Below are 21,042 nucleotides of genomic sequence, written 5' to 3'. Positions count from 1 at the left end.
CCCGACGTCTCGACGCCGGAAGCTACTCCCCAACAGGAGGCGGTCCTCTACACGCGGCGCCGACGGATTGGCAACCGTGCAGATCAGTCGAAGGGGTGCAGCGGCGCCCGTCTCAGAGCCGCCAGATTGGCGGAGTTGGTGCAGAAACAGGCGGTTCTCAGCTGTCGAATGACCAGCTGAAAATGATCCACGACCGCCTCGGTCGAGAGCGTCGCAGCCGCCAGAACGCCCGCCGCCTGCCCCGCCACGTCCGCGCCGAGACGAATCGCTTTGGCGACATCCAGGCCGTTGCGCACGCCCCCCGATCCGATGATGACGGCCTCCGGGCAGGCGCGCCTGACGTCCACCAGCGCGTGCGCCGTCGGCGTGCCCCAGTCGGCGAAGACCGCGGCGTGGGCCTTGTCCGCCGGGTCCACAGCGCGTTCGCCCTCGACCAGTCCCCAGTTCGATCCGCCGGCGCCGGCGACGTCGACGGCGGCCACGCCCATGTCCACCAGTCGCCGCACCGTGTGGCCCGACAGGCCCGCCCCGGTCTCCTTGACGACGACCGGAACCTCCAGCTTGCGGACCAAGGCTTCCAGCGCCGCGCCGACACCCCACCAGTCGCGATCGCCCTCGGGCTGACAGGCCTCCTGCAACGGGTTCAGGTGAACGACCAGGGCGTCGGCGTCGATCATCTCGACCGCTCGCCGGGCCTCGTTCAGACCGAAGCCCCGCGTCAGCTGGGCGGCCCCGATGTTCGACAGAATGAAGGTGTCCGGCGCCCGACGACGCAGCGTCCGGTCCAGACCGCCCGCCGCTCCGCCCTCGACCGCCGCGCGCTGCGAGCCGACGGCCAGGGCGATGCCCAGATGCTGGGCCGCCTCGGCCAGGCGCGCATTGATCGCCTCGGCGCGCGTTGGTCCGCCGGTCATGGCGCTGATCAGCAGTGGCGCCTTCAGCCGTCGGCCCAGGAAGTCGGCGCCCAGGTCGATCTTGTCGTGATCCAGATCGGGCAGCGCCTCATGGACGAAATGCACCCGGTCGAAGCCCGCATCGCGCGCATGCCGCCCGCGACCGGCCAGCACCACGTCCAGGTGCTGGTCCTTGCGGTTCGGTGGGGCGGTGTCGGTCACCGCCCTATTTCGGCGCCACGACGACGACAGGCGCCTCAGCGTGGACGCTGGCCGACGCGCCGGCGGGCTGGCGCTCGACCGTCAGGGCGTAGGCGCCCGTCTGGTTGGGGCCATAGGCGCGAGCGCGCACCAGATACCAGCCGTCGTCCGGCGCGGTCCAATCCAGCTTGGCGTGGGCGTCAGACAGGCCGTCGTCGTCGGTCGCCAGGCTGGAGAAGTCGCCGTCGTCATCGACCTGACCCAGGTCGATGAAGGAATCGAAGGCGTTCGAGACCATGGTGATCCGCAGCTTCTCGTCCTTCTTGGCCTGGAACCGATAGGCGTCGAAAAAGGCGCCTTCGTCGCTGAGCGCCGCGCTGTTGGACAGGGTTCCGCGCACGGTCCCGCCGACCAGAAGACTGCCCGGCTTGGGCTCCGGCCCACGATCCAGCAGTTCGAGCGAATAGAGGCCCTTGCCGTCCGCGCTCAGCGGCGAGGCCCGCACCACATAGTCGCCGGCCGACGGCAGGGTGAAGTTCAGGCGCGAATCCGTGCCTTCCGCCAGGCCGTCGTCATCGCTGGCCAAGGCTTCGAACGTATCGCCGACCTCGCCGATCTCCAGATAGGCGTCGAAGTCGCCCGAGCGCAGGATCGCCTGGACGCGCTGCCCCTCCGTTCCGGTGAAGACATAGGCGTCATAGCGTTTGCCGTCGTCCCCCTGAGGGTCTTCTTCCGTGATCTCGCCCTCGACCTTTTCCCCGAGGGTCGCCGCCGTGGGCGGAGGCGGCGGCGCGGTTTCGGTCAGCTTCAGCGTATAGTCGCCCTCCGCCTCGTCGCTGAATCCGCGCGCCTCGATGATGTAGTCGCCATCGGCGTCCAGGGTGCGGGCGATGCGGGCATCCGTTCCCGATCCTGCGCCGTCGTCATCTTCGACCAGCACGGTATCGTCCGACGCGCGACGCAGGGTCAGATAGGCGTCGAAGTCGCTGGACTTCATCTCGATGGCGACGCGCTGGCCGTTCGTGCCAGTGAAGCGATAGGTCTCGGCGCGCTGGTCGTTGTCGTTGGTGGCGCTTTCCGAGCCCAGTTCGCCCTTGATCTCGTCGCCGACGGCGATCGGCTTGGACGGCGGGGCGGGCGGCGCCTCGGCCAGGCCTACCTCGTAGCGGCCCATGCCGTCTTCCAGCGACGTGGCCCGGATCACATATTCGCCGGCCGTCGGAGCCGTGAAAGTCAGGCGTGCGTTCAGCCCGCCACCGGGCGCGTCGTCGTTGGAGCTGATCTCCACGAAGTCGGGACCGTTCATCCGCCCGACCCGCACCAGGGGATCGAAGGCCTCGGAATCCAGCGTCACCACGAACCGGTCGCCAGCGTTGGCGCGGAAGGCGTAGGCGTCGTAGCGGCCGCCGTCCTCCTGCTCCGGATCGCGCGCGGTCAGTTCGCCGCTCTCGGTCGCACCGAGGCGGATGCCGCTAGGTCGCGGGGCACGCGGCGCGGCCGGGCGTTCCTGCAGCGACAGGCGATAGTCGCCGCCGTCCAGCCCGCTCAACGTTCTGGCCCGCAGGACATAGGCGCCCGCCTGCTCTGGCGTGAAACGCAGACGCGCGTTCGTGCCGTCTTCCAGACCGTCGTCGTCGGTCGCCAGCGGCTCGCCCTCGGCGCCGTCCGCATAGACCGCGAGAAAAGCGTCGAAGGCGTCGGACCTCAGAATGGCTTCCAGACGTTGGCCTGCGCGCGCGTCGAACCGATAGTCGTCATAGCGATATTCGTCGTCTGCGGCCTTGCCGTCTGCATCCGTCAGGGCGCCGTTCACCGTCGCGCCGATCCGCAAGGGCTGGGCGTCCTGGGCCAAAGCCGGCGCGGCGGCCCACAGAAGGGCGACGGAGCTGACTGCGGCGACAAGAGACGGACGATTCATGAATTCCTCCAGCATTGGACGCGGATCATAGACGCCGAACCGTGACGGCTGTAAATCGCCGCCATCCTGATTTCCCGCCAGACGGAGCTGCCATGTCGGCCCAATCCACGCCTGCGACCCTGATCGATGGCAAGGCCTTTTCGGTCGCCCTGGTGGAGCGCGTCGGCGCGGCCGTCGCCCGACTGGAGGCTGCACACGGCGTCAAACCCGGCCTGGCCGTCGTCATCGTCGGCGAGGATCCCGCCAGCCAGATCTATGTGCGCAACAAGGGCGAGACCACATTGCGCGCGGGCATGCGATCCGACACCCACCGCCTGGCCGACACGACCAGTCAGGACGAGCTGTTGGCCCTGATTGCCCAGTTGAATGCGGATTCGGGCATCCACGGCATCCTGGTCCAACTGCCCCTGCCCGCCCACATCGACGCCTCGGTGGTACTGGACGCCATTTCCCCGGACAAGGACGTGGACGGCTTCCACGTCGTCAACGCCGGTCGTCTGGCCGTCGGCCTGCCGGGCCTGGTGCCCTGCACCCCGCTGGGCTGTCTGATGCTGCTCAAGGACCAGCTGGGCGACCTGTCGGGTCTGAACGCCGTCATCGTCGGCCGCTCCAACATCGTCGGCAAGCCGATGGCCCAGCTTCTACTCGGCGAGAGCTGCACCGTGACCGTCGCGCATTCCCGCACACGCGACCTGCCCGAGGTGTGCCGCCGCGCCGACATCCTGGTCGCGGCCGTGGGTCGTCCCGAGATGATCAAGGGCGACTGGATCAAGCCGGGCGCGACCGTCATCGACGTCGGCATCAACCGCGTCCCCTCGGCCGACCCGGTCAAGGCCGCCGAAGGCAAGACCCGCGTCGTCGGTGACGTGGCCTTCAAGGAGGCGGTCGAGGTCGCCGGCCGGATTACGCCAGTTCCCGGCGGCGTCGGCCCCATGACCATCGGTTGCCTGCTGGCCAACACCTATTCGGCGGCCTGCCGCATCAACAATATCGAACCGGAGCCATTGGACGCTTGATGCATTTATGGGGCCGGTGAATAGTCCCGCTCCACGGCGCTATCGCCGACTGGGAGATGTCATGGTCCGCTTCAACGCTCGCGCCGTCGCTCTGACCGGCGCTCTGATGATCGTCCCCGCCGTCGCGGGCTGTGGCTACAACACCATCCCCACCAAGCAGGAACGCGCCGAGGCGGCCTGGGCGGACGTTCAGAGCCAGTATCAGCGCCGCGCCGACCTGATTCCCAATCTGGTCGCCACCGTTCAGGGCGCCGCGATCCAGGAACGCACCACCCTGACGGACGTGATCAACGCCCGCGCCCGCGCCACCTCGGTGAACGTCTCGGCCGACGATCTGGATAACCCTCAAGCCTTCCAGCAGTATCAGGAGGCCCAGGGCCAACTGTCCGGCGCCCTGTCGCGGCTGCTGGTCACGGTCGAGGCCTATCCCCAACTTCAGGCCAACCAGAATTTCCTGACCCTGCAGTCGCAGTTGGAAGGCACCGAGAACCGCATCGCCATTTCGCGCCGGGACTACAACGAGGCTGTTCGCGACTACAACACCACGCTGCGCACCTTCCCGCAGGTGATCTGGGCCAAGACCCTGCACGGCGGCTCGCAACCGATGCAGCTGTTCACCGCCACGGCCGCGGCTCAGTCGGCGCCCCAGGTCAACTTCAACCTGAACGCCACGCCCGCAAACGCCTCGGCGCCGGGCGGCGCCGCGCCGACCGTGGCGCCGGGCTCGACCCCGCCCGCCCAGTGACAGGCCTTCAAGCGGCGGCTTGGCGTCCGACGGGCCTCGTCGCCCTCCTTCTGTGTCTGGTCGCCGCCCTGCTGTTTGCTTTTCCCGCGGCGGCCCAAAGCAAGCTCGACTTCCCGCCCCTGACCGGCCGCGTGGTCGATCAGGCCAATCTGCTCGATCCCGTGACCGAACAGGCTCTGACGGAAAAGCTGGCGGCGCTGGAGGCCAGCAGCACCGACCAGCTTGTCGTCGTGACCGTGAACAGTCTTCAGGACCAGGAGATCGAGGACTACGGCTATCAGCTGGGTCGCGCCTGGGGCATCGGCCAGAAGGAAAACGACAACGGCGCCCTGCTGATCGTCGCCCCCAACGAACGCAAGGTCCGCGTCGAGGTCGGATATGGGCTCGAACCAATCCTGACCGACGCCTTCTCGTCTCAGGTCATACGCGACGACATCCTTCCGTCCTTTCGCGACGGCGATTACCAGGCGGGCGTGGTCAAGGGCGTGGACGCCCTGATCGCCCAACTGTCGCTCGACCCCGCCGAGGCGCAGGCGCGCGCCCAGGCGGCTGCGGCGCAGCAGACTGACACCAAGGCCGAATCCATCATCCCGATTGTCATCATCGCGGCCATCTTCCTGTTCATGTTCCTGATCGCCATGCGGTCCGGGCGCGGCCGGCGCAGCAACGTCGGATCCGTGCTGCTGTGGGCTGCGTCCGAAGCGCTGCGAAGCTCGGGACGCGGCGGCGGTGGCGGTGGCTTCGGCGGCGGAGGTGGTGGGTTCGGCGGAGGCGGCGGCAGCTTCGGCGGCGGCGGCGCCTCGGGGGGATGGTGATGCAGATCACGGACAACGACCGCAGCCGGATCGCCGAGGCCATCTCGGCGGCCGAGCGACAGACGTCGGGCGAAATCTTCTGCGTGATCTCGCGACGGGTCTCCACCTACCTGGACGTCAGCCTGGCCTGGGCGGCAGGCGCCGCCCTTCTGGCGCCCATCGTCTTCATTCCCTTGGTGCTGGATTTCCGCTGGCCGGGCGATGGCTGGGAAGCCGCGCATGATGCCGCCCAATCCGCCACCACGGGTCAGGCCCTGGCCCTATACGCCTTGTCTCAGGCCGTGGTGTTCGTCGGCGTCTTCCTACTAACGCGCATTCCCGCCGTTCGCAGGCTGGCCACGCCTGCCGGGGTCCGGCGTGGTCGCGTCAGAGAAGCCGCCTTGCAGCAGTTCCTGGCTCAGGGCGTCCACGTCACCCAAGACCGCACCGGCGTCGTGCTGTTCGCCGCGCTGGACGAACATCAGGTCGAGCTGATCGCCGACGAAGGCATCTACGCCAAGGTGGACGAGCACGCCTGGGCCCAGGCGGTCGCCGTCCTGACCCGCGAACTGCGGGCCGATCGTCCAGTCGAGGGTTTCGCGGCGGCTATCGACCTGTGCGGACAGGTGCTGGCCCGACACTTCCCGCCGCGCCCCGACAACCCCAACGAACTGCCCGATCACCTGATCCTGCTCTGATCGTCGTATCGGGGTCGCATTCGCGCGCCAGAAGGCCTAGCCCACGGTCAACGTCCAAGAACCGCCACGTCCCCAAAACCCTCATGCCTCGCCTTCTCACCTATAATGTCCACCGCTGTGTCGGCACGGATCGACGGCTGGATGTCGGCCGGATCGTCGCCGTCATCGGCGAGTTCGAGCCAGACATCGTCTGTCTTCAGGAACTGGACGTCGGCCGCGTTCGCACCGGCAGCGTGGACCAGGCGCAGGCGATCGCCACAGGTTTGGCCATGACCTCACGCTTTCACCCGGCGATGCGGGTAGAGACCGAACAGTATGGCGACGCTATCCTGACCCCCCATCCCGAACGCCTGATGCGCGCCGGCGCCCTGCCCACCGTATCCGGCATTCCGGGCCTTGAGCCGCGCGGCGCCATCTGGTCCGAGATCGAGATCGACGGGGCCGCCATCAATGTCCTGAACACCCACCTGGGCCTGGTCCCCCGCGAACAGCGGCTTCAGGCGGCGGCGCTGGCCGGGTCCGGCTGGGTCGGCGCCTGCACGGGACCGACGTTGCTGGCGGGCGATTTCAACGCCACCTCCATCACCCGCCCCTATCAGACCCTGTGCCGCAGCCTTCAGGATTGCCAGCGCCAGCTTGGTCTGAAGCCCAGCGTGAAGACCTTCCCTTCGGCCTTCCCCGCCATCCGCATCGACCACTGTTTCGTCAGTCCGGAAATCCGCATCTGCGCGGTGCGCTCGGCCTTTTCGCCCCTTGCGCGGGTGGCCTCGGACCATCTGCCGCTGATCATCGATTTCGAGGTGGTTCAACCCGGCGCGTGACCGCCCTCGGACGCCGGTCGGGTGCGTTGGGACCGTTTCAGCCGCTTCCATGGTCGCCAAGCGTCGGTAGACGATGTCGGATCGCCCAACTGCCATTCCGCGAACATCCGCTGGATGCGCGTCGGTGGATCGGATCCCAGCGGCTTCAGCCGATCTGTCTCGAAGCTGCAGATCGCCGCCCCGACCGATCCGAACACGCCCTCCACCGCCGCATAGTCCTTGGTCGCCACACCCAGCCAGTGGGCGATGGTGCGGTGACGATAGGCAGTGATCACAGCCCGCCCGGCCTCATCCGTCGGCTCGGCGGCGATGTCGCACTCGGTGTCCAACCCCATCGAGCGGTTGTTCAGGTTCGTAGATCCGATCCTCAGCAGCCGGTCGTCGATGATCGTCACCTTCGCATGGACGATGATCCGGTCGCCATGCTCGGTCAGCGGGGCGAAGGCGAAGAAGCGGTTGTAGGTGTCGGCCTGCTCCAGCCGATGCAGCACCTCGGCCCGCGCCGTGTCCATGGTCAGGCTGTCGAACCAACTGGGGCTTTTCGCCGTCGAGATGACGATCACCTGCGGCCCGTCCACCTCGGCCAGCCGTTCGGCCAGGGCCGCGGCGATGACCGGCGAGGTGAAATACTGGTTTTCGAAATAGATCAGTCGCTTGGCGCGGCGAATAGCCTCCAGGTGCAGGGCCTCGCTTTCGCGCACTTCGTGACGACCTGACCATTTGGGCTCGGTGCGGGCGATACCGACCGGCACGTCGGTCATCTGCACCGGCACGCCATCCGGCCAGGGATCGCTGTCGACCTCATCCGGGGTCGTGCGTTCCCACGTCGCCTTGAACCAGCGTTCGCGCGCCAGATCGCCCAGGGCTCGCGCCGCCGGCCCGTCCATCACACTCATGACCTCGTGCCGAGCCTTGCAGATCAGGCCGCTGGGCAGGGCGCGGCGCGGGTCGCCGTCCAGATGCTCGTCGGAGTCCCAGCGGTCGGTCGAGATGTCCCCACCGCCGCAGAAGGCCACCTTGTCGTCGATGACGATGACCTTCTGATGGTGACAGGCGCCGATCGGCCCCGGCGAATCCAGCCGGAACTCGACCATCCGCTTGCGGAACCAGCGCTGCGCCCGGTGCGGATAAAAGCCCTGCGACGCCGCGATCAGAAGCGGCGATTTCCAGATCAGCAGTCGCACGTCCAGATCCGGCTTCTTCTTCACCATCATGCGCAACTGGCGACCAATCTCGGCCGACTTGTCGCCGGGCCGCGTCTCTGGGTCCAGGTGCGTGCGGGGATCGAACTGCCAGCCCAGCAGCACGATGGAACGCTCGGCCTTATGGATCGCCGACGACAAGGCGTCGAAATAGGCCTCGTTTTCCATCAACACGGAAAAGCGATGCGCGACCGCAGAGGTCCATAGGCCCGGACCGGGCTCCAGAAGACTGCCTTCGTAACTGTCGTCGCCTTGCGTCATGCGACCCATCTGCCTGATTCGCATGACACGGTGTCGGAGCGTCCGCATCCTCCGTTCCATGCACGTCTCGTCGGGTCAATCTTTCAGGGCGGGATTGTGACGTTCACCCATTTGGCGCATAAGGAGCGTAGCCATACAGGCAGCGAGGGAGGGTAGAATGCAGGCGCTTGTCGAACTGATCGCTGGCTTCATCGCCTTGCTGGCCGCCGTCGTCCTGTCGCAGTTCGGCGTAGACACCCACACACCGAATCATGCCGACCGCGAAGTGCGCCGTGTCGCCGAGTGTCGCGACGCCGGATCGCAAGCCCCCCTGCTGTCCGAAACCCAGCGCGACTGCTGATCGCATCGCGCCTTCTGCTGCGTCTGCGCAGCGGTTCATCGACAGGTTGCGGTCTTGAGTCGGTTTCGTCCGCACCAATCATGCTCTAGGGTTTCCTTGGCGCTGTCGGACGCCCGCGTAGAGATCGAGTTTTAGAGCTGATGAAATCTCCCAAACGGCCGCCGCTGAAGCTGACCGACGACGAAGGCGTTGCGCCCGTTGAACTGTCGACCACGGACGAGACGCCGTCGGACGATGCTTCAGAATTCGAACCTATCCCCGAGCCCGACTTCGAAATCATTCAGCCGACGTTCGACACTCCCACGTTCGACCCTCCCATGTCCGAGCGCCGTCGCCGTCGCCTGCTGGAAGAACAACGCCTCGCCGAGGAACGCGCCCTGGCGGCGGAACGTGGCCCCATCGAGCCGGAGCCGATGGCCACGCCAGAGCTGAGCGCAGAGCCTATGCCGGAATCGACCGCCGCCGTCGAAATGGCCGTCGCGGCAGGAAAGCCGCCCGCAACCTTCGAACTGTCAAACCCGCCCACCGTAAAGACGGTCGCATCCAAGACACAGGCCGAACCGTCCGGCCGGCACGCCTATCTGATCTCCGGCATCGCTTCGGCGCTCTGGATCGGCGGCGTCGCCTCCTGGGCCGCCTATGAATTTGGCGCAGGCGGGGCCGAGCTCGACCCGCTGCGGATCGCCATCTATGTCCTGATCGCCCTTGCCCCGGCCGGGCTGGCCATCATGCTGGCCCATGCCGTGCGTCAAGGAGCCGGCCTCGCGGCCGAGACCCGTCGCGCCCGGCAACTGGCCGAGGCCCTGGTCGCCCCGACCGCCCTGGCCGCGCAACAGACCGGCGAAGTCCTCCAGTCGCTGCGCTCCGACATCGACCATGCGACCTTGGCGGCCGAACGCGCCCGCAACGACATGGCCCTGCTTCGCGAAGCGCTCTCGCAGGAAACCACGCGTCTGAATGAGGCGGCCGAGAACGCGGGCCGCACCGCCCGGCGCCTGACGGAAAACCTGGGGCGTGAGCGCGACCAGATGCAGACGCTGGGCATCCATCTGGACACCCAGGCCGCCGGCGTCATCGACGCGGTGGAACGGCAATCCCGCATGGTCGCCGACGCCTCCGACCTGGCGCAGGCGCAGCTGCGTGAGGCCGAGGCCGCCCTCGCCGCCCGCGCCGCGGATCTGGCCGCCGCCGCCGGCGAGGCCCAGGACGCCGCGCGTGTCGCCTCCGACGATCTGGCGCGCCAGACGATCCGTCTGGAAAACGCCGGCACCGGCGTGGCCGAACAAATCCAGTCCGTCCAAGAAGGCCTGGGCCAGCAACGCGCCGCCCTGGTCACCGCCGCCTACGCCCTGCGCACCGATCAGGAGGACTTCTCCGCCCAGGTCGAAAGCCAGCGCGCGCAGTTGATCGAACACCTGTCCGCCACGCGGACCGCCGCCGGCGATCTGGATCGCACGTCCCAGACCTCGGTCGAATCGATGCGCGACCTGGTCGAGGCCGCCGCCGATCAGTTCCGCGCCCTGGTGGACATGTCCCAACGCGAGGCCGACGGTTTCGATTCCGCCACCAAGGTCGCCCTGGACCGCTTCGAAGCCCTGGCCGCCGAAGCCCGCGACGCCCTGATGGAAGAAACCCGTCGTGCGCTGGAGCAGATGCGCGCCACGGCCGAGGATTCCCGCGCCGCCGCCGCCGACGCCGCCGAACAGGCCCGTCTGCGCACCGATCGCTTGGGCGAATCCCTGTTTGAAGCCGCCCAGAAGGCCGACACGGCCGCCGACGCCCGCATCGCCGACGCCCGCCGTATCGTCAACGAAACCTCCGGACTGGTGGACGAGGCCGGGGAGCGGATGGCCAATCGACTGGAGACGCTGGTCACGCGACTGAGTTCGGCTCTGTCGGAGATCGACACCGCCGTCGCCGACATCGACGAACGCGCCGCTCGCCTGCCACAGGAAGCCCGCGCCCGCGCCGACGCCGTGCGCGCCACGGTCGAGGACGGTCTCGCCGCCCTGTCCGCCGCTTCGCGCAAGGCGGCCGAGGATACCGAAGCGCTGGATGTCGGCTTCCAGGAGCGTGTGCGTCGCAACTACGACATGCTGACCGAGGCCGTACGCCTTATGGGCGTGGTGTCGGGCGACGCCTCGCCACCCCGCCGTCGCGAGCCGACCCCGGAAATCGAAGCGCACCCCGAGCCTCGCGCGTCGCGCACGTCACCGCCGGCGACGCCGCCTGAAGAGCGCCGGTTCGGCCTGCGCAGTCGCTTGCGGCTTGAACCCGCCGAGACCCCGCGCCCGCCGTCGGAAAATCGGCTGGACTGGAGCGATCTGATCTCCGGCGACGATGAGAACGAGGCGCCGCTGGAGCTGGACACGCCCTCCCCTTCGCCCGCCGAAGCCGAGGCCCTGTCCGAGCGCGTGGCCGCCGCCATTCGGCGCATGGGCGTGGATCCCAACGCTCTGCTGCCCCGCTCGCGCGTCGAAGAGGCGGCCCGCGCGATCAGCAAGGGCGATCCCGACGCCGCGCGCCAGATCGTGCGCCGCGTCGCCCCCGCCGCCGTCCGCAGCGTCTCGCGACGCGTGCTCAGCGACGCTGAATTGAGGGGCGACGCCGAACGTTATGTCCGCAACTTCGCCGTGATGCTCTCGGCCTCGGCCCGCGCCGGCGACAGCGCGGCCGTCCAAAGCAGTCTGGCCTCCGACAGCGGCCGCGCCTTCATGTTGCTGGATGCGGCCGTCGGCGACCTGGGTTAAGGATCATCAGGGCTTGACCGCGTTCGGAAGTTACAGCCTCCTGCGCGTCACCGAACTGTCATGGATGGGGCTATGGCCGGCACGATGAACGATATCGACGGCCCTGCGAGCGTTGACCGCCGCCCAGGCATCATCATCTGCGCCTACGACAGCGAGGACGACGGCTGGGATCTGGTCGAGAATCTATCCGGCGAAATCTGGAGTCCCGTCGGCGCCCGCGCCGTGCCCATTGCCGCCGCCGACCCTGACGAACTCGCCTCGACCTTGGCCGCACGCCTGAGCAGCGGCGATTGCCGCGCCGTCTTGCTGGTGGGACGCACGCACAAGGGCTCCGGTTTCCGGGTCCAGATGCGCGCGGAGAACCGCACACTGGATTACAAGCATCGCCTGTCCAGCACCGGCCCCGGCATCGCCCGCACCACCGCGCCTGTCGCCGACATGCTGCGCGCCCTGACCGCCGCCGGCCTGCAAGCCGACGCCTCGTCGGAAGCCGAGGAAGATGTCGGCTCCTACCTTCTCTACCGGATATTGGCTGACCTGCCCGACAGCCCGCTCACGCCGTCCATCGGTCTGTTGCGCGCGCCCGCGCCCGCCAACGAAGCCGCCGTGCGCAAGGGCATCAAGGCCGCCGCCTCCGCGATGGCCAGCCATCTGACACCCCTGCCTCGCGCCGGTTAACCTTTTCGGGTCGCAGACATTCGGGATTCGCCGGTCTAGGGTTCCCGAATGATCGTGAGTCGCAACCTGATCCTCTTCGCCGCCCTGAACGGCGCCTTGGCCATCGCATTGGGCGCCTTCGCCGCTCACGGCGCGGGGCCACAGGTAAAATCCCTTCTGACCACCGGCGGCGAGTATCAGTTGATCCACGCCGTATTCGCCTTCGGATGCGCCCAGTGGATCGCAGGCGGTCGGTTCGCGCGTCTGGCCGGCTGGCTGGGCGCGGTCGGGGGACTAGTCTTCTGCCTCTCCCTGGCCCTGATCGCCTTTCTCAGCGCTCCGGCCTTCGGCGCCGTCGCCCCGATTGGCGGCCTGCTGATGATCGCCGGCTGGGTCTGCCTGGCCATCGCCGCGCTTCGTTCCTAATCGCTTCGTTCTCGCAGAAAGACCGTTCCTTCATGGCCTTCCCTACGCCCGCCGAGCCGCGTCGAGTGCTCCACCCCGAGATCGAATCCTACACCTCGGGCTGGATGACGACCGAGGGCGTGCACGAGATCTATTATGAGGAATCCGGCAATCCCCAGGGCCTGCCTGTCCTGGTGCTGCACGGCGGGCCGGGCGGCGCGGTGAATCCCGGCATGCGGCGTTTCTTCGACCCGGCCGTCTATCGCATCATAATGTTCGACCAGCGCGGCTGCGGCCTGTCGCGGCCTCACGCTTCGCTGGAGGAAAACACCACCTGGACCCTGATCGACGACATCGAGCGTCTGCGGGAACTGTGCGGCATCGACAAATGGGTGGTGTTCGGCGGATCCTGGGGTTCGACCCTGTCGATGGCCTACGCCATCACCCACCCCGAGCAGGTCACAGCCCTTTTGCTTCGTGGCATCTTCCTGCTGACGAAGAAGGAGCTGCACTGGTTCTATCAGGACGGGGCCTCGATGATCTTCCCCGACGCCTGGGAACGTTTCGTCGAACCCATCCCCGAGGCCGAGCGCGGCGACCTCATGGCCGCCTACTACAAACGTCTGATCGGCGACGACGCAGCCGAGCGCGAACGCTGCGCAGTCGCCTGGTCGAGTTGGGAGGGCGAGACCGTCAGCGTCGAGGGCCCGAACTCGCGGCCGGACAAGTTCGCGGAGCCCGACTTCGCCGTCGCTTTCGCGCGGATCGAGAACTGGTTCTTCACCAACGCCGGCTTCTTCGAGGAGGACGGCTGGCTGCTGAAGAATGTGGACCGGATGCGCCACATTCCCTGCTGGATCGCCCAGGGGCGGTTTGACGTGGTCACGCCGATCTCGGGCGCCTGGGCCCTGCACCGCGCCTGGCCCGAGGCCCATCTGGACATCGTCGGCGACGCCGGCCACGCCTCGTCCGAGCCGGGCATCGTCGACAGCCTGGTCCGCGCCGCGGACTGGGCCGCAACCCTCCAGGCGTGAAAAAGCCGCCGCGCCCGACGGCGTGGCGGCTCTCCTTAGCTAAGAAATCAGAACCGCTTTGCGCTGCGGTCGTCGATGCTCCACGCGCCGGGACCGGCCGTGAAGATGTAGAGGAAGAAGAAGCAGAACAGGATGGCCGCATCGCCGCCGTTCACCGCCGGATACGGATCGCGCGGGAAGTGGAACATCCAGTAGGCCACCGCCATCTGGCCCGAGGCGATCAACGCAGCCGGTCGCGTGAACAGACCAAGGATCAGCAGCAGTCCGGTGACCAGCTCGATCAGGCCGCCGATGCCGAACAGCGACAGCAGCTCCTGCTGACCCGGCTCGGCCCCGCCCGGAAAGCCGAATACCTTGACGACGCCATGCGCCAGGAACAGCAGGCCGGAGACGATCCTCAGCGCCGCCAGCGCGCGAGACGACCATTCATTCGCTTGATTGAACATTCTCTTTCCTCGGGTTTCGAAGGCGGACTTCACGATCGGATCAAGGTTCGACCGTGAAGCCTGATCCTAAAATCAGGCGGCGTCCACCAGCACGATTTCTGCGTCCGACAACGCCTTGACCGTCACGACATCCTCCTGGGCGATGGCCGCGCCGTCGCGGGCGCTCAGCTTGATGCCATTGACCTCGACCTCGCCCTTGGCCGGAACCAGATAGGCCCGACGGTCGGCGCCCAGCGGATAGTCGGCGCTGTCGCCAGCCTTCAGCGTCGCCGCCACGATACGCGCATCAGTGCGGATCGGCAGAGCGTCTTCATCCCCCTCAAAGCCCGAGGCCAGGACCACGAACTGGCCCGAACGCTCGCCCTTGGGGAAGGGTTTGGAGCCCCAGCTGGGCGCCTCGCCGCGCTTGGTCGGCTCGATCCAGATCTGGAAGATCCGCGTCAGCTCCGGCTCGGCGTTGTATTCGGCGTGGCGGATGCCGGTGCCGGCGCTCATCACCTGGACATCGCCGGCGACGGTGCGGCCCTTGTTGCCCAGGCTGTCCTCGTGGGTGATGGCCCCGTCGCGGACATAGGTGATGATCTCCATGTCGGCGTGCGGATGCGGCGGAAAGCCCGAGCCGGCGGCGATCTCGTCGTCGTTCCAGACCCGCAGATTGCCCCAGCTCATCCGCTTGGGATCATAGTAGTTGGCGAAGGAGAAATGGTGTTTGGCGTTCAGCCAGCCATGGTTGGCGCCGCCAAGGGATTCAAACGGTCTGCGCTCGATCATTGAACTCGTCCTTTCGCGTCGAAACCGTCCGACGCCTTTGCTTGACGCCAAGATAGAGATCGGCGACCGAACAGAAATAGAAACAACCGAAACTCATCGTTTCAGGACGCAGAGCCGCCCATGTCCCGCCTGCCCGACCTAGAAGCCCTGGCCATCTTCGCCAAGGTCGCCGACAGCCAGTCCTTCTTCGGCGCGGCCGAGACCCTGGGCCTGTCCAAGGCCACCGTGTCCAAGGCGGTGACGCGGTTGGAGCAGCAGCTGAAGACCACGCTGTTGCACCGCACCTCGCGCCGGTTCGCCCTGACGGATGCGGGCCGAACACTGGCCGCTCGGGCCGCTCACATGTTGGCCGAGGCGGAGGGCGCGGTGTCCGAGGCGCTGGACATGTCCGTCACCCCGCGCGGCCTGGTGCGGTTGGCGGCGCCGATGTCGTTCGGCATGGCCTATGTCGCCCCGGCCCTGCCCGAGTTCCTGGCCACCCACCCCGACGTATCCATCGACCTGCATCTGTCGGACGAGGTGATCGATCTGGTCGGCGGGGGTTTCGATTGCGCGCTGAGAATCGCGGCCCTTGCGGATTCCTCGCTGACGGCGCGCAAGCTGCGGCCGGTGGAGCGCGCCCTGGTGGCCTCGCCGTCGTATCTGGAGCAACGCGGTCGCCCGATCCACCCCAACGACCTGGCCCGACACGCCTGCCTCGGCTACGCCTATATGCCCAGTCCAGACACCTGGCGGTTCACCAGTGATGCGGGCGAAGAGGTCGTCGTGCATCCGCGCGGGCCGCTGAGAGCCAATAACTCCGACGCCCTGACGGCGTCGCTGTGCGCAGGGCTGGGGCTGTTTCCCCAGCCGGACTTCATCTACTGGAAGGACGTCGCCGACGGCTGTCTGGAGACAGTGATGACAGATTGGCGCCTGCCGCCCATCGCGCTGCATCTGGTGGCGCCCAGCGGCGGACCGCGACCTGCACGGGTCACGGCCTTCATGGATTATCTGGCGGCGAAGTTCAGTGGGCCGCTGTGGCCCGGCGATAAGGTGGGGCGTTGATCGTCAGCCGCACTTCACTTCGCGCACGATGCTGGTCGCCTCGTCATAGACGAAGTTCACCCGATTCTCGCGATAGTCCATCGTCGCCGCGCAGGTGGTGCACAGGATGCGGAAGGTCTGGCCCGCAGGCGCGGTCGGGATGGTCGAGCGGTTGCGCCCGACGTAGCTCTGATAATCCTCGACCTTGCAGGGCTTGACCGCCGTCTCCAGAGGCTGCCGAACGGGTTCGGATGTCTGGGTCGGCGCGCAAGCCGAGAGCCCCAGGGCGGCAACGGTCGCCAGTGTGCTGATAAGGGTCTTCATGATCGTCTCCCTGTGGGTCGCGGCCGACTAGCCGCAGCGAACCTGTTCGATGACGCCGGTTTGCTCATTGTAGAAGATGTTCAGCCGGTAGGCCGAGAAGTCTTGGGTGACCGGGCATGTGGTGCAGGTCACGCGGCGGTTCACCACATCCACCGGAACCGGAATTTCGGTGCGAGACCGGCCGACGAGATACTGCATCTCGCCCGCCTTGCAGACATCGTCGGTCTGCCCGGTCGGCATACGGCTGCCGACAGGCGGATTCATCTGGGCCTGTTCGATGGTGCGCGGCGCAGGCGCATCGGCGACAGGCGTCGAACAGCCCGCCAACAGGACCAGCCCGATCAGGCCGCCTTTTCCCAGCGCCCCTCGTCGGTCTGACGCCAGTAGGCAAGGTTCGCGCCCTGCCCCTTCAAAGTCTTCCAGCGCCCGCGCGCGTGCTGCAACGCCGGCTCGTCCCGACCGTCGAAAATAATGAAGCATCGTTCGAACCCTTCCGTCGCGCCCAGTTCTGCGTCGTCAACGATGAACAGCGCCTGAGCACCGTTCAGGTTCTCTCCCGATTCGCTCAACAGCACAGGCTGACGCTCGGCATTCGGCTGATCCGCCCGCCCGTGCGGCAGGAAACTGTCGTCGCGAAAGGTCCACAGTGTCTCGTCGATCTCGTCCAGCCGATGCGAATGCGACGACTTAATCAGCGCCCGCCAACCCCGCTCGATCGTCTTTTCGAGCAGAGTCGGCAGCACCTGATCCAGCGTCGACCGCTCCAGGTGGTAGAACCAGATTTCGGGCTTGTCTCTCACCCGGCTCTACCCCCGGCGATCAGGCTTCGTAAGCGTCGGCGACCATGCGATCCAGCGTGCGCACGGCGAAGCCGACGCCGCCTTCCGGCACGGTGGGGCTGGGGCTCTTGTTAGCCCAGGCGGTCGGGGCGATGTCCAGGTGCGCCCACGGCACGCCGTTGGTGAAGCGTTGCAGGAACAGGGCGGCGGTGATCGAGCCGCCGGCGCGACCGTTGCCGGTGTTCTTCACGTCGGCGATCTTGGAATCGATGTGCTGCTCGTAGATGGCCGGGATCGGCATGCGCCAGAAGTTCTCGCCCACCTTCTTCGCCGCCGCCAGGATCGGATCAGCCACATCGTCGGAGTTCGAGAAGACGCCCGCGTAATCCAGGCCCAAGGCCACAATCATGGCGCCCGTCAGGGTGGCCAAGTCGATCATGAATTTCGGCTTGAAACGCTGCTGCGTGTACCAGAGCGCGTCAGCCAGAACGAGGCGACCCTCGGCGTCGGTGTTGATCACCTCGACCGTCTGACCCGACATCGACACGACCACGTCGCCCGGACGCTGGGCGTTGCCGTCAGGCATGTTCTCGACCAGGCCCAGAACGCCGATGACGTTCGCCTTGGCCTTGCGGCTGGCCAGGGCGATCATGGTTCCGGTCACGGCGGCGGCGCCGCCCATGTCCCATTTCATGTCTTCCATGCCGTCGGCCGGCTTGATCGAGATGCCGCCGGTGTCGAAGCAGACGCCCTTGCCGACGAAGGCCAGGGGCTGAGCCCCCGCCTCGCCGCCGTTCCATTTCATGATCGCCAGCTGGCTTTCGCGACGGCTGCCCTGGCCCACACCCAACAGGGTGCGCATGCCCAGCTTCTCCATCTCGGCCTCGCCGAGGATCTCGACCTCCAGACCCAGACTCTCCAGCGCCTTGACGCGCTTGGCGAACTCGGCCGGATACAGGACGTTGGCGGGCTCGGACACCAGGTCGCGCGCGAAGATCACGCCGTCCGCCACCGCCGACAGCGGCTCCAGCGCAGTCTCGGCGGCGCGAAGGTCCGAGGTCACGACGCGGATGGTAGTGATCGACGGAATCTTGTCCGGCTTTTGCGTCGTGCGATATTTGTCGAAGCGATAGGCGGCCAGACGCGCGGCGAAACCGACGCGTGCGGCCTGCTCCGGCGCCAGGTCCGAGGCGTCGATGGTCAGAACGTCGGCGCCCGACAGTTTCACGGCCGCATAGGCGTTGCCGCCGAAGGCCTCGACAGCCAGATCGTCCAGCTTGTCCTTGGCGCCCGCGCCGACCAGCAGCACGGTGTCGGCGTTGACGCCGGCCGGAGCGGCGACGCTCAGGCTCTGGCCGGCCTTACCGGTAAAGCGGCCCTTGCCGGCCGCCTTGGTCAGGGCGCCGTTGGTCTTGGCGTCCAGGGCGGACCCAGCCGGCGTAAAGGCACGGTCTTCAAAAACCGGAACCGCCAGAATCTCGGCGGCGTCCACGGCGGCGACGAACTCGATCTTCATTCAAACAACTCCAGCCAGGCCCCACCCGGCGTCTGCAAAGGCAAAAAGACAACGGCGCGTCTGCTTGTCGCGGACGCGCCCTGATGTGCTACTAGATGCGCCTCAATATCGCCGCCTGCAACCGGGCGAAGTCCAACCGCCCATGAACCTGATTCAAAGATACCTTTTCCGCCAGATCCTGTTCCCCGTGGTCGCCGCCTGCGCAGCGCTGGCGGGAATCGGAATTCTGAGCCAGAGCCTCGACCAACTCCAGGTCATCGTGGAGCGGGGCCAGAGCGTGTGGGTCATGGTGAAACTGACCCTGCTGGCCCTGCCGCAACTGCTGTCGGTGATTCTGCCCATCGGTCTTTTCGTCGGCGCCCTGATCGCCCTGACGCGGTTGCAACGCGAGCAGGAACTGACGGCGGCCTTCGCCGGCGGCATGACGCGTTGGCAGTTGATTTCCCCCGCCGCCCGCATCGCCGTGCTGGTCGCCTTGGTCACCCTGCTGGTCAACGTCTTCATTCTGCCTTGGGCGCAGCAGGAGGCCCGGCGTCAGGCTTTCGACATCCGCACCGACCTCGCCGCCCTGCTGGTCGAGGAAGGCCAGTTCGTCCAGGGGCCTGACGGCCTGACCGTCTATGTGCAGCAGATCGAACAGAACGGCCTGCTCAAGAACCTGTTCGTCTATCTGGACGACAAGGAGAAGGTCACGACCTGGAACGCGTCGGAGGCCCGATTCAGCCGTGACGCAGGCGGGACGCCGGTCCTGACCATGCTGGACGGCTCGGCCCAGCGTTACTCGTCGGGCGGCGTGCTGGAGACCCTGTCGTTCGGACGATACGACTTCTCGCTCGCCCCCTTCGTCGGCGTCACCGACACCATCCGCTACAAGCCGACGGATCTTTATCTGCGCCAACTGCTGAACCCGACGGCCAAGGTGATCGAAGTCGCCGGATCGCGCGGCGAATTGCTGGCCGAGGCCCATTCGCGCCTGTCCTCGCCGCTCTACGCCCTGGTCGCCATGGCTCTGGCCCTGTCCGCCATTCTGGGCGGCGCCTTCAGCAGGACCGGCTATACGCTGCGGATCGCCAAGGCGGCGGGCCTGTTCCTGCTGCTGCGCGTCATCGGCTACGGCCTCGTCGCCGCCAGCGCCTGGAATGGCTGGATGAACATTCTCCAATATGTGGTGCCCGTCATCGCCATCGCCGTCGCCCTGCGCGTCCTGTTCCGCGCGCTGAAGCCGCGACGCAGCAAACGCTGGCTCTTCGTGCGCGACCTGAAAGCGAGGTTCGCATGACCACCGCGCTCATGCCGGCTCGTCGTTCGCCGCATATTCCCCGTCTCGGCGGCATCGAACGCTATGTGCTGGTCCAGCAGCTCAAGTCGCTGGGCGTGGCCCTGGCCGTGATCTCGGCCCTGGTCATGCTGATCGACTTCGTCGAAGTCTCGCGCGGCGTCGGCTCGGCTCAGGACCTGTCAGCCGTGCGAATCTTCGGTCTGGTGCTGCTGAAGTCGCCGTCGGTGATCGTGCAACTGATGCCGTTCGTCTTCCTGTTCGGCACCCTGTCAGCCTTCATCAGCCTGAACCGCCGCAGCGAGTTGATCGCCATGCGCGCCGCGGGCGTGTCCGCCTGGCGCTTCGTCCTGCCGGCCGCCGGCATGGCCTTCGTTTTGGGCATTCTGACCGTGACCGTGCTTGGACCGCTGGCCTCGGCCGGCGACGGCCTGTGGCAGCGCGAACGCGCGCGCATCTCCGGCACAGCGCCCGGCGGCGACCCCAAGGAGGCGATCTGGCTGCGCGAAGGCGACGACCAGCGTCAGATGATCATCCGCGCCGGACAGCAGGACCGCGCCAACGCCCGCCTGCTGAATGTCAGCTTCTTCATCTACACGACCGCACCCGGCGGCGGCCGCACCTTCTCCGAACGGATCGACGCCAAATCGGCCTCATTGAATGCGGGCGCCTGGCGCTTGACCGACGCGGTCGGCGCCCAGATCGGCCAGCGCGCAGTGACCTATTCCAGCCTGACCCTGGTTTCCAGCTTGGCCGACGAAGAAGCCTTCGACCGGTTCGCGCGCCCGCAATCGACCCCCTTCTGGTCCCTGCCCAACCAGATCAGCCGCATCGAGAACGCCGGCTTCACCTCCACGGCTTATCGCCTGCGCTTCCAGCAGCTTCTGGCCACGCCGCTGGTGTTCGCCGCCATGTCGATTCTGGCCGCCGCCTTCTCGCTTCGGCTGATGCGTCTGGGCGACCTGGCGCGGATGAGCGTGTCCGCCGTGGTCCTGGGTTTCGCCTTCTTCTTCCTGAACCAGTTTTCTTCGGCGATGGGATCGGCCGAGGTCGTGGCGCCCTTTGTCGCCGCGTGGCTCCCGCCCGTTCTGACGGCGCTCGCAGCCTTTACCTTGCTGTTCTATACCGAAGACGGCTAATCGGGCGCTCGCTTCTCAGAATACGGATGG

Annotated in this window: 22 protein-coding genes; 13 read left to right on the top strand and 9 right to left on the bottom strand. The window is 67.1% G+C overall.

The window, feature by feature from the left end:
- Positions 1-83 precede the first annotated feature (83 nt).
- Together fni and ACQY72_RS01035 are read right to left on the bottom strand one after the other, a co-directional pair.
- Positions 84-1,115: a type 2 isopentenyl-diphosphate Delta-isomerase gene (gene fni / locus ACQY72_RS01040; RefSeq protein WP_428155108.1), complete on the bottom strand. Its 1,032-nt coding sequence runs from the start codon at positions 1,113-1,115 to the stop codon at positions 84-86.
- Between the two features lie 4 nt (positions 1,116-1,119).
- Positions 1,120-3,012 (bottom strand): PPC domain-containing protein, encoded by a 1,893-nt coding sequence (locus ACQY72_RS01035; RefSeq protein WP_428155107.1) that lies wholly within the window; start codon positions 3,010-3,012, stop codon positions 1,120-1,122.
- A gap of 92 nt (positions 3,013-3,104) precedes the next feature.
- Here ACQY72_RS01035 and ACQY72_RS01030 point away from each other — a divergent pair, with 92 nt between their 5' ends.
- From ACQY72_RS01030 to ACQY72_RS01010, 5 genes are all read left to right on the top strand, one after another.
- Positions 3,105-4,028: a bifunctional methylenetetrahydrofolate dehydrogenase/methenyltetrahydrofolate cyclohydrolase gene (locus ACQY72_RS01030; RefSeq protein ID WP_428155105.1), complete on the top strand. Its 924-nt coding sequence runs from the start codon at positions 3,105-3,107 to the stop codon at positions 4,026-4,028.
- Between the two features lie 61 nt (positions 4,029-4,089).
- Positions 4,090-4,773 carry a LemA family protein gene (locus ACQY72_RS01025; RefSeq protein ID WP_428155103.1) on the top strand — a complete coding sequence of 228 codons (684 nt, stop codon included), beginning with the start codon at positions 4,090-4,092 and terminating at the stop codon, positions 4,771-4,773.
- Complete coding sequence (locus tag ACQY72_RS01020; RefSeq protein WP_428155101.1) at positions 4,770-5,588, top strand: TPM domain-containing protein; 819 nt, start codon at positions 4,770-4,772, stop codon at positions 5,586-5,588. The genes ACQY72_RS01025 and ACQY72_RS01020 overlap by 4 nt, the downstream gene beginning before the upstream one ends.
- Complete coding sequence (locus ACQY72_RS01015) at positions 5,588-6,265, top strand: TPM domain-containing protein (RefSeq protein WP_428155100.1); 678 nt, start codon at positions 5,588-5,590, stop codon at positions 6,263-6,265. The genes ACQY72_RS01020 and ACQY72_RS01015 overlap by 1 nt, the downstream gene beginning before the upstream one ends.
- An 83-nt stretch (positions 6,266-6,348) precedes the next feature.
- Positions 6,349-7,086 (top strand): endonuclease/exonuclease/phosphatase family protein, encoded by a 738-nt coding sequence (locus tag ACQY72_RS01010; protein ID WP_428155099.1) that lies wholly within the window; start codon positions 6,349-6,351, stop codon positions 7,084-7,086.
- Here the strand turns inward: ACQY72_RS01010 and ACQY72_RS01005 are convergent.
- Positions 7,071-8,549, bottom strand: coding sequence for a phospholipase D-like domain-containing protein (locus tag ACQY72_RS01005; protein ID WP_428155098.1), 1,479 nt, complete (start codon positions 8,547-8,549; stop codon positions 7,071-7,073). The genes ACQY72_RS01010 and ACQY72_RS01005 overlap by 16 nt on opposite strands.
- Positions 8,550-8,706: 157 nt before the next feature.
- Here ACQY72_RS01005 and ACQY72_RS01000 point away from each other — a divergent pair, with 157 nt between their 5' ends.
- The 5 genes from ACQY72_RS01000 to pip all read left to right on the top strand — a co-directional run bounded on the left by ACQY72_RS01000 (position 8,707) and on the right by pip (position 13,735).
- Positions 8,707-8,889, top strand: a complete 183-nt coding sequence (locus ACQY72_RS01000; RefSeq protein ID WP_346495410.1) for a hypothetical protein — start codon at positions 8,707-8,709, stop codon at positions 8,887-8,889.
- Between the two features lie 140 nt (positions 8,890-9,029).
- Positions 9,030-11,639 carry a tipN gene (locus ACQY72_RS00995; protein ID WP_428155096.1) on the top strand — a complete coding sequence of 870 codons (2,610 nt, stop codon included), beginning with the start codon at positions 9,030-9,032 and terminating at the stop codon, positions 11,637-11,639.
- Positions 11,640-11,711: 72 nt separating this feature from the next.
- Positions 11,712-12,317, top strand: a complete 606-nt coding sequence (locus ACQY72_RS00990) for a hypothetical protein (RefSeq protein WP_428155094.1) — start codon at positions 11,712-11,714, stop codon at positions 12,315-12,317.
- Between the two features lie 48 nt (positions 12,318-12,365).
- Complete coding sequence (locus ACQY72_RS00985; RefSeq protein WP_428155093.1) at positions 12,366-12,722, top strand: DUF423 domain-containing protein; 357 nt, start codon at positions 12,366-12,368, stop codon at positions 12,720-12,722.
- A 32-nt stretch (positions 12,723-12,754) separates the two neighbouring features.
- Positions 12,755-13,735 (top strand): prolyl aminopeptidase, encoded by a 981-nt coding sequence (gene pip / locus ACQY72_RS00980; RefSeq protein WP_428155092.1) that lies wholly within the window; start codon positions 12,755-12,757, stop codon positions 13,733-13,735.
- 47 nt (positions 13,736-13,782) lie between these two features.
- On the opposite strand, the gene ACQY72_RS00975 is transcribed toward pip, so the two are convergent.
- The gene (locus tag ACQY72_RS00975; RefSeq protein ID WP_428155090.1) at positions 13,783-14,181 is read right to left on the bottom strand and encodes a DoxX family protein; all 399 of its coding nucleotides are present in this window, start codon (positions 14,179-14,181) and stop codon (positions 13,783-13,785) included.
- 72 nt (positions 14,182-14,253) lie between these two features.
- Entirely contained in the window at positions 14,254-14,952 is a 699-nt protein-coding gene (locus ACQY72_RS00970) for a pirin family protein (protein ID WP_428155089.1), read from the bottom strand.
- 120 nt (positions 14,953-15,072) lie between these two features.
- Here ACQY72_RS00970 and ACQY72_RS00965 point away from each other — a divergent pair, with 120 nt between their 5' ends.
- Positions 15,073-15,999: a LysR family transcriptional regulator gene (locus tag ACQY72_RS00965; RefSeq protein WP_428155088.1), complete on the top strand. Its 927-nt coding sequence runs from the start codon at positions 15,073-15,075 to the stop codon at positions 15,997-15,999.
- A 3-nt stretch (positions 16,000-16,002) separates the two neighbouring features.
- Here the strand turns inward: ACQY72_RS00965 and ACQY72_RS00960 are convergent, their stop codons facing one another.
- The 4 genes from ACQY72_RS00960 to ACQY72_RS00945 are packed head-to-tail and all read right to left on the bottom strand — an operon-like array spanning position 16,003 to position 18,597.
- Complete coding sequence (locus tag ACQY72_RS00960) at positions 16,003-16,302, bottom strand: hemolysin (RefSeq protein ID WP_428155087.1); 300 nt, start codon at positions 16,300-16,302, stop codon at positions 16,003-16,005.
- A 27-nt stretch (positions 16,303-16,329) separates the two neighbouring features.
- Positions 16,330-16,629 (bottom strand): hypothetical protein, encoded by a 300-nt coding sequence (locus ACQY72_RS00955; protein ID WP_428155085.1) that lies wholly within the window; start codon positions 16,627-16,629, stop codon positions 16,330-16,332.
- A 14-nt stretch (positions 16,630-16,643) separates the two neighbouring features.
- Positions 16,644-17,102, bottom strand: a complete 459-nt coding sequence (locus ACQY72_RS00950; protein ID WP_428155083.1) for a DNA polymerase III subunit chi — start codon at positions 17,100-17,102, stop codon at positions 16,644-16,646.
- A gap of 19 nt (positions 17,103-17,121) precedes the next feature.
- Positions 17,122-18,597, bottom strand: coding sequence for a leucyl aminopeptidase (locus ACQY72_RS00945; RefSeq protein ID WP_428155082.1), 1,476 nt, complete (start codon positions 18,595-18,597; stop codon positions 17,122-17,124).
- Between the two features lie 142 nt (positions 18,598-18,739).
- Here ACQY72_RS00945 and ACQY72_RS00940 point away from each other — a divergent pair, with 142 nt between their 5' ends.
- Both ACQY72_RS00940 and lptG read left to right on the top strand, forming a co-directional pair.
- Positions 18,740-19,876, top strand: a complete 1,137-nt coding sequence (locus ACQY72_RS00940) for an LptF/LptG family permease (RefSeq protein ID WP_428155080.1) — start codon at positions 18,740-18,742, stop codon at positions 19,874-19,876.
- On the top strand, positions 19,873-21,012 hold the full coding sequence (lptG, locus tag ACQY72_RS00935) for an LPS export ABC transporter permease LptG (protein WP_428155079.1): 1,140 nt from the start codon (positions 19,873-19,875) through the stop codon (positions 21,010-21,012). Before ACQY72_RS00940 ends, lptG begins: the two co-directional genes overlap by 4 nt.
- Positions 21,013-21,042: the final 30 nt, after the last annotated feature.

It is taken from the genome of Brevundimonas sp., from assembly GCF_965279155.1.
Taxonomy (GTDB): domain Bacteria; phylum Pseudomonadota; class Alphaproteobacteria; order Caulobacterales; family Caulobacteraceae; genus Brevundimonas.
Note: the sequence above shows the minus strand (reverse complement) of the source record. Positions and strands in the feature narration are given on the sequence as shown.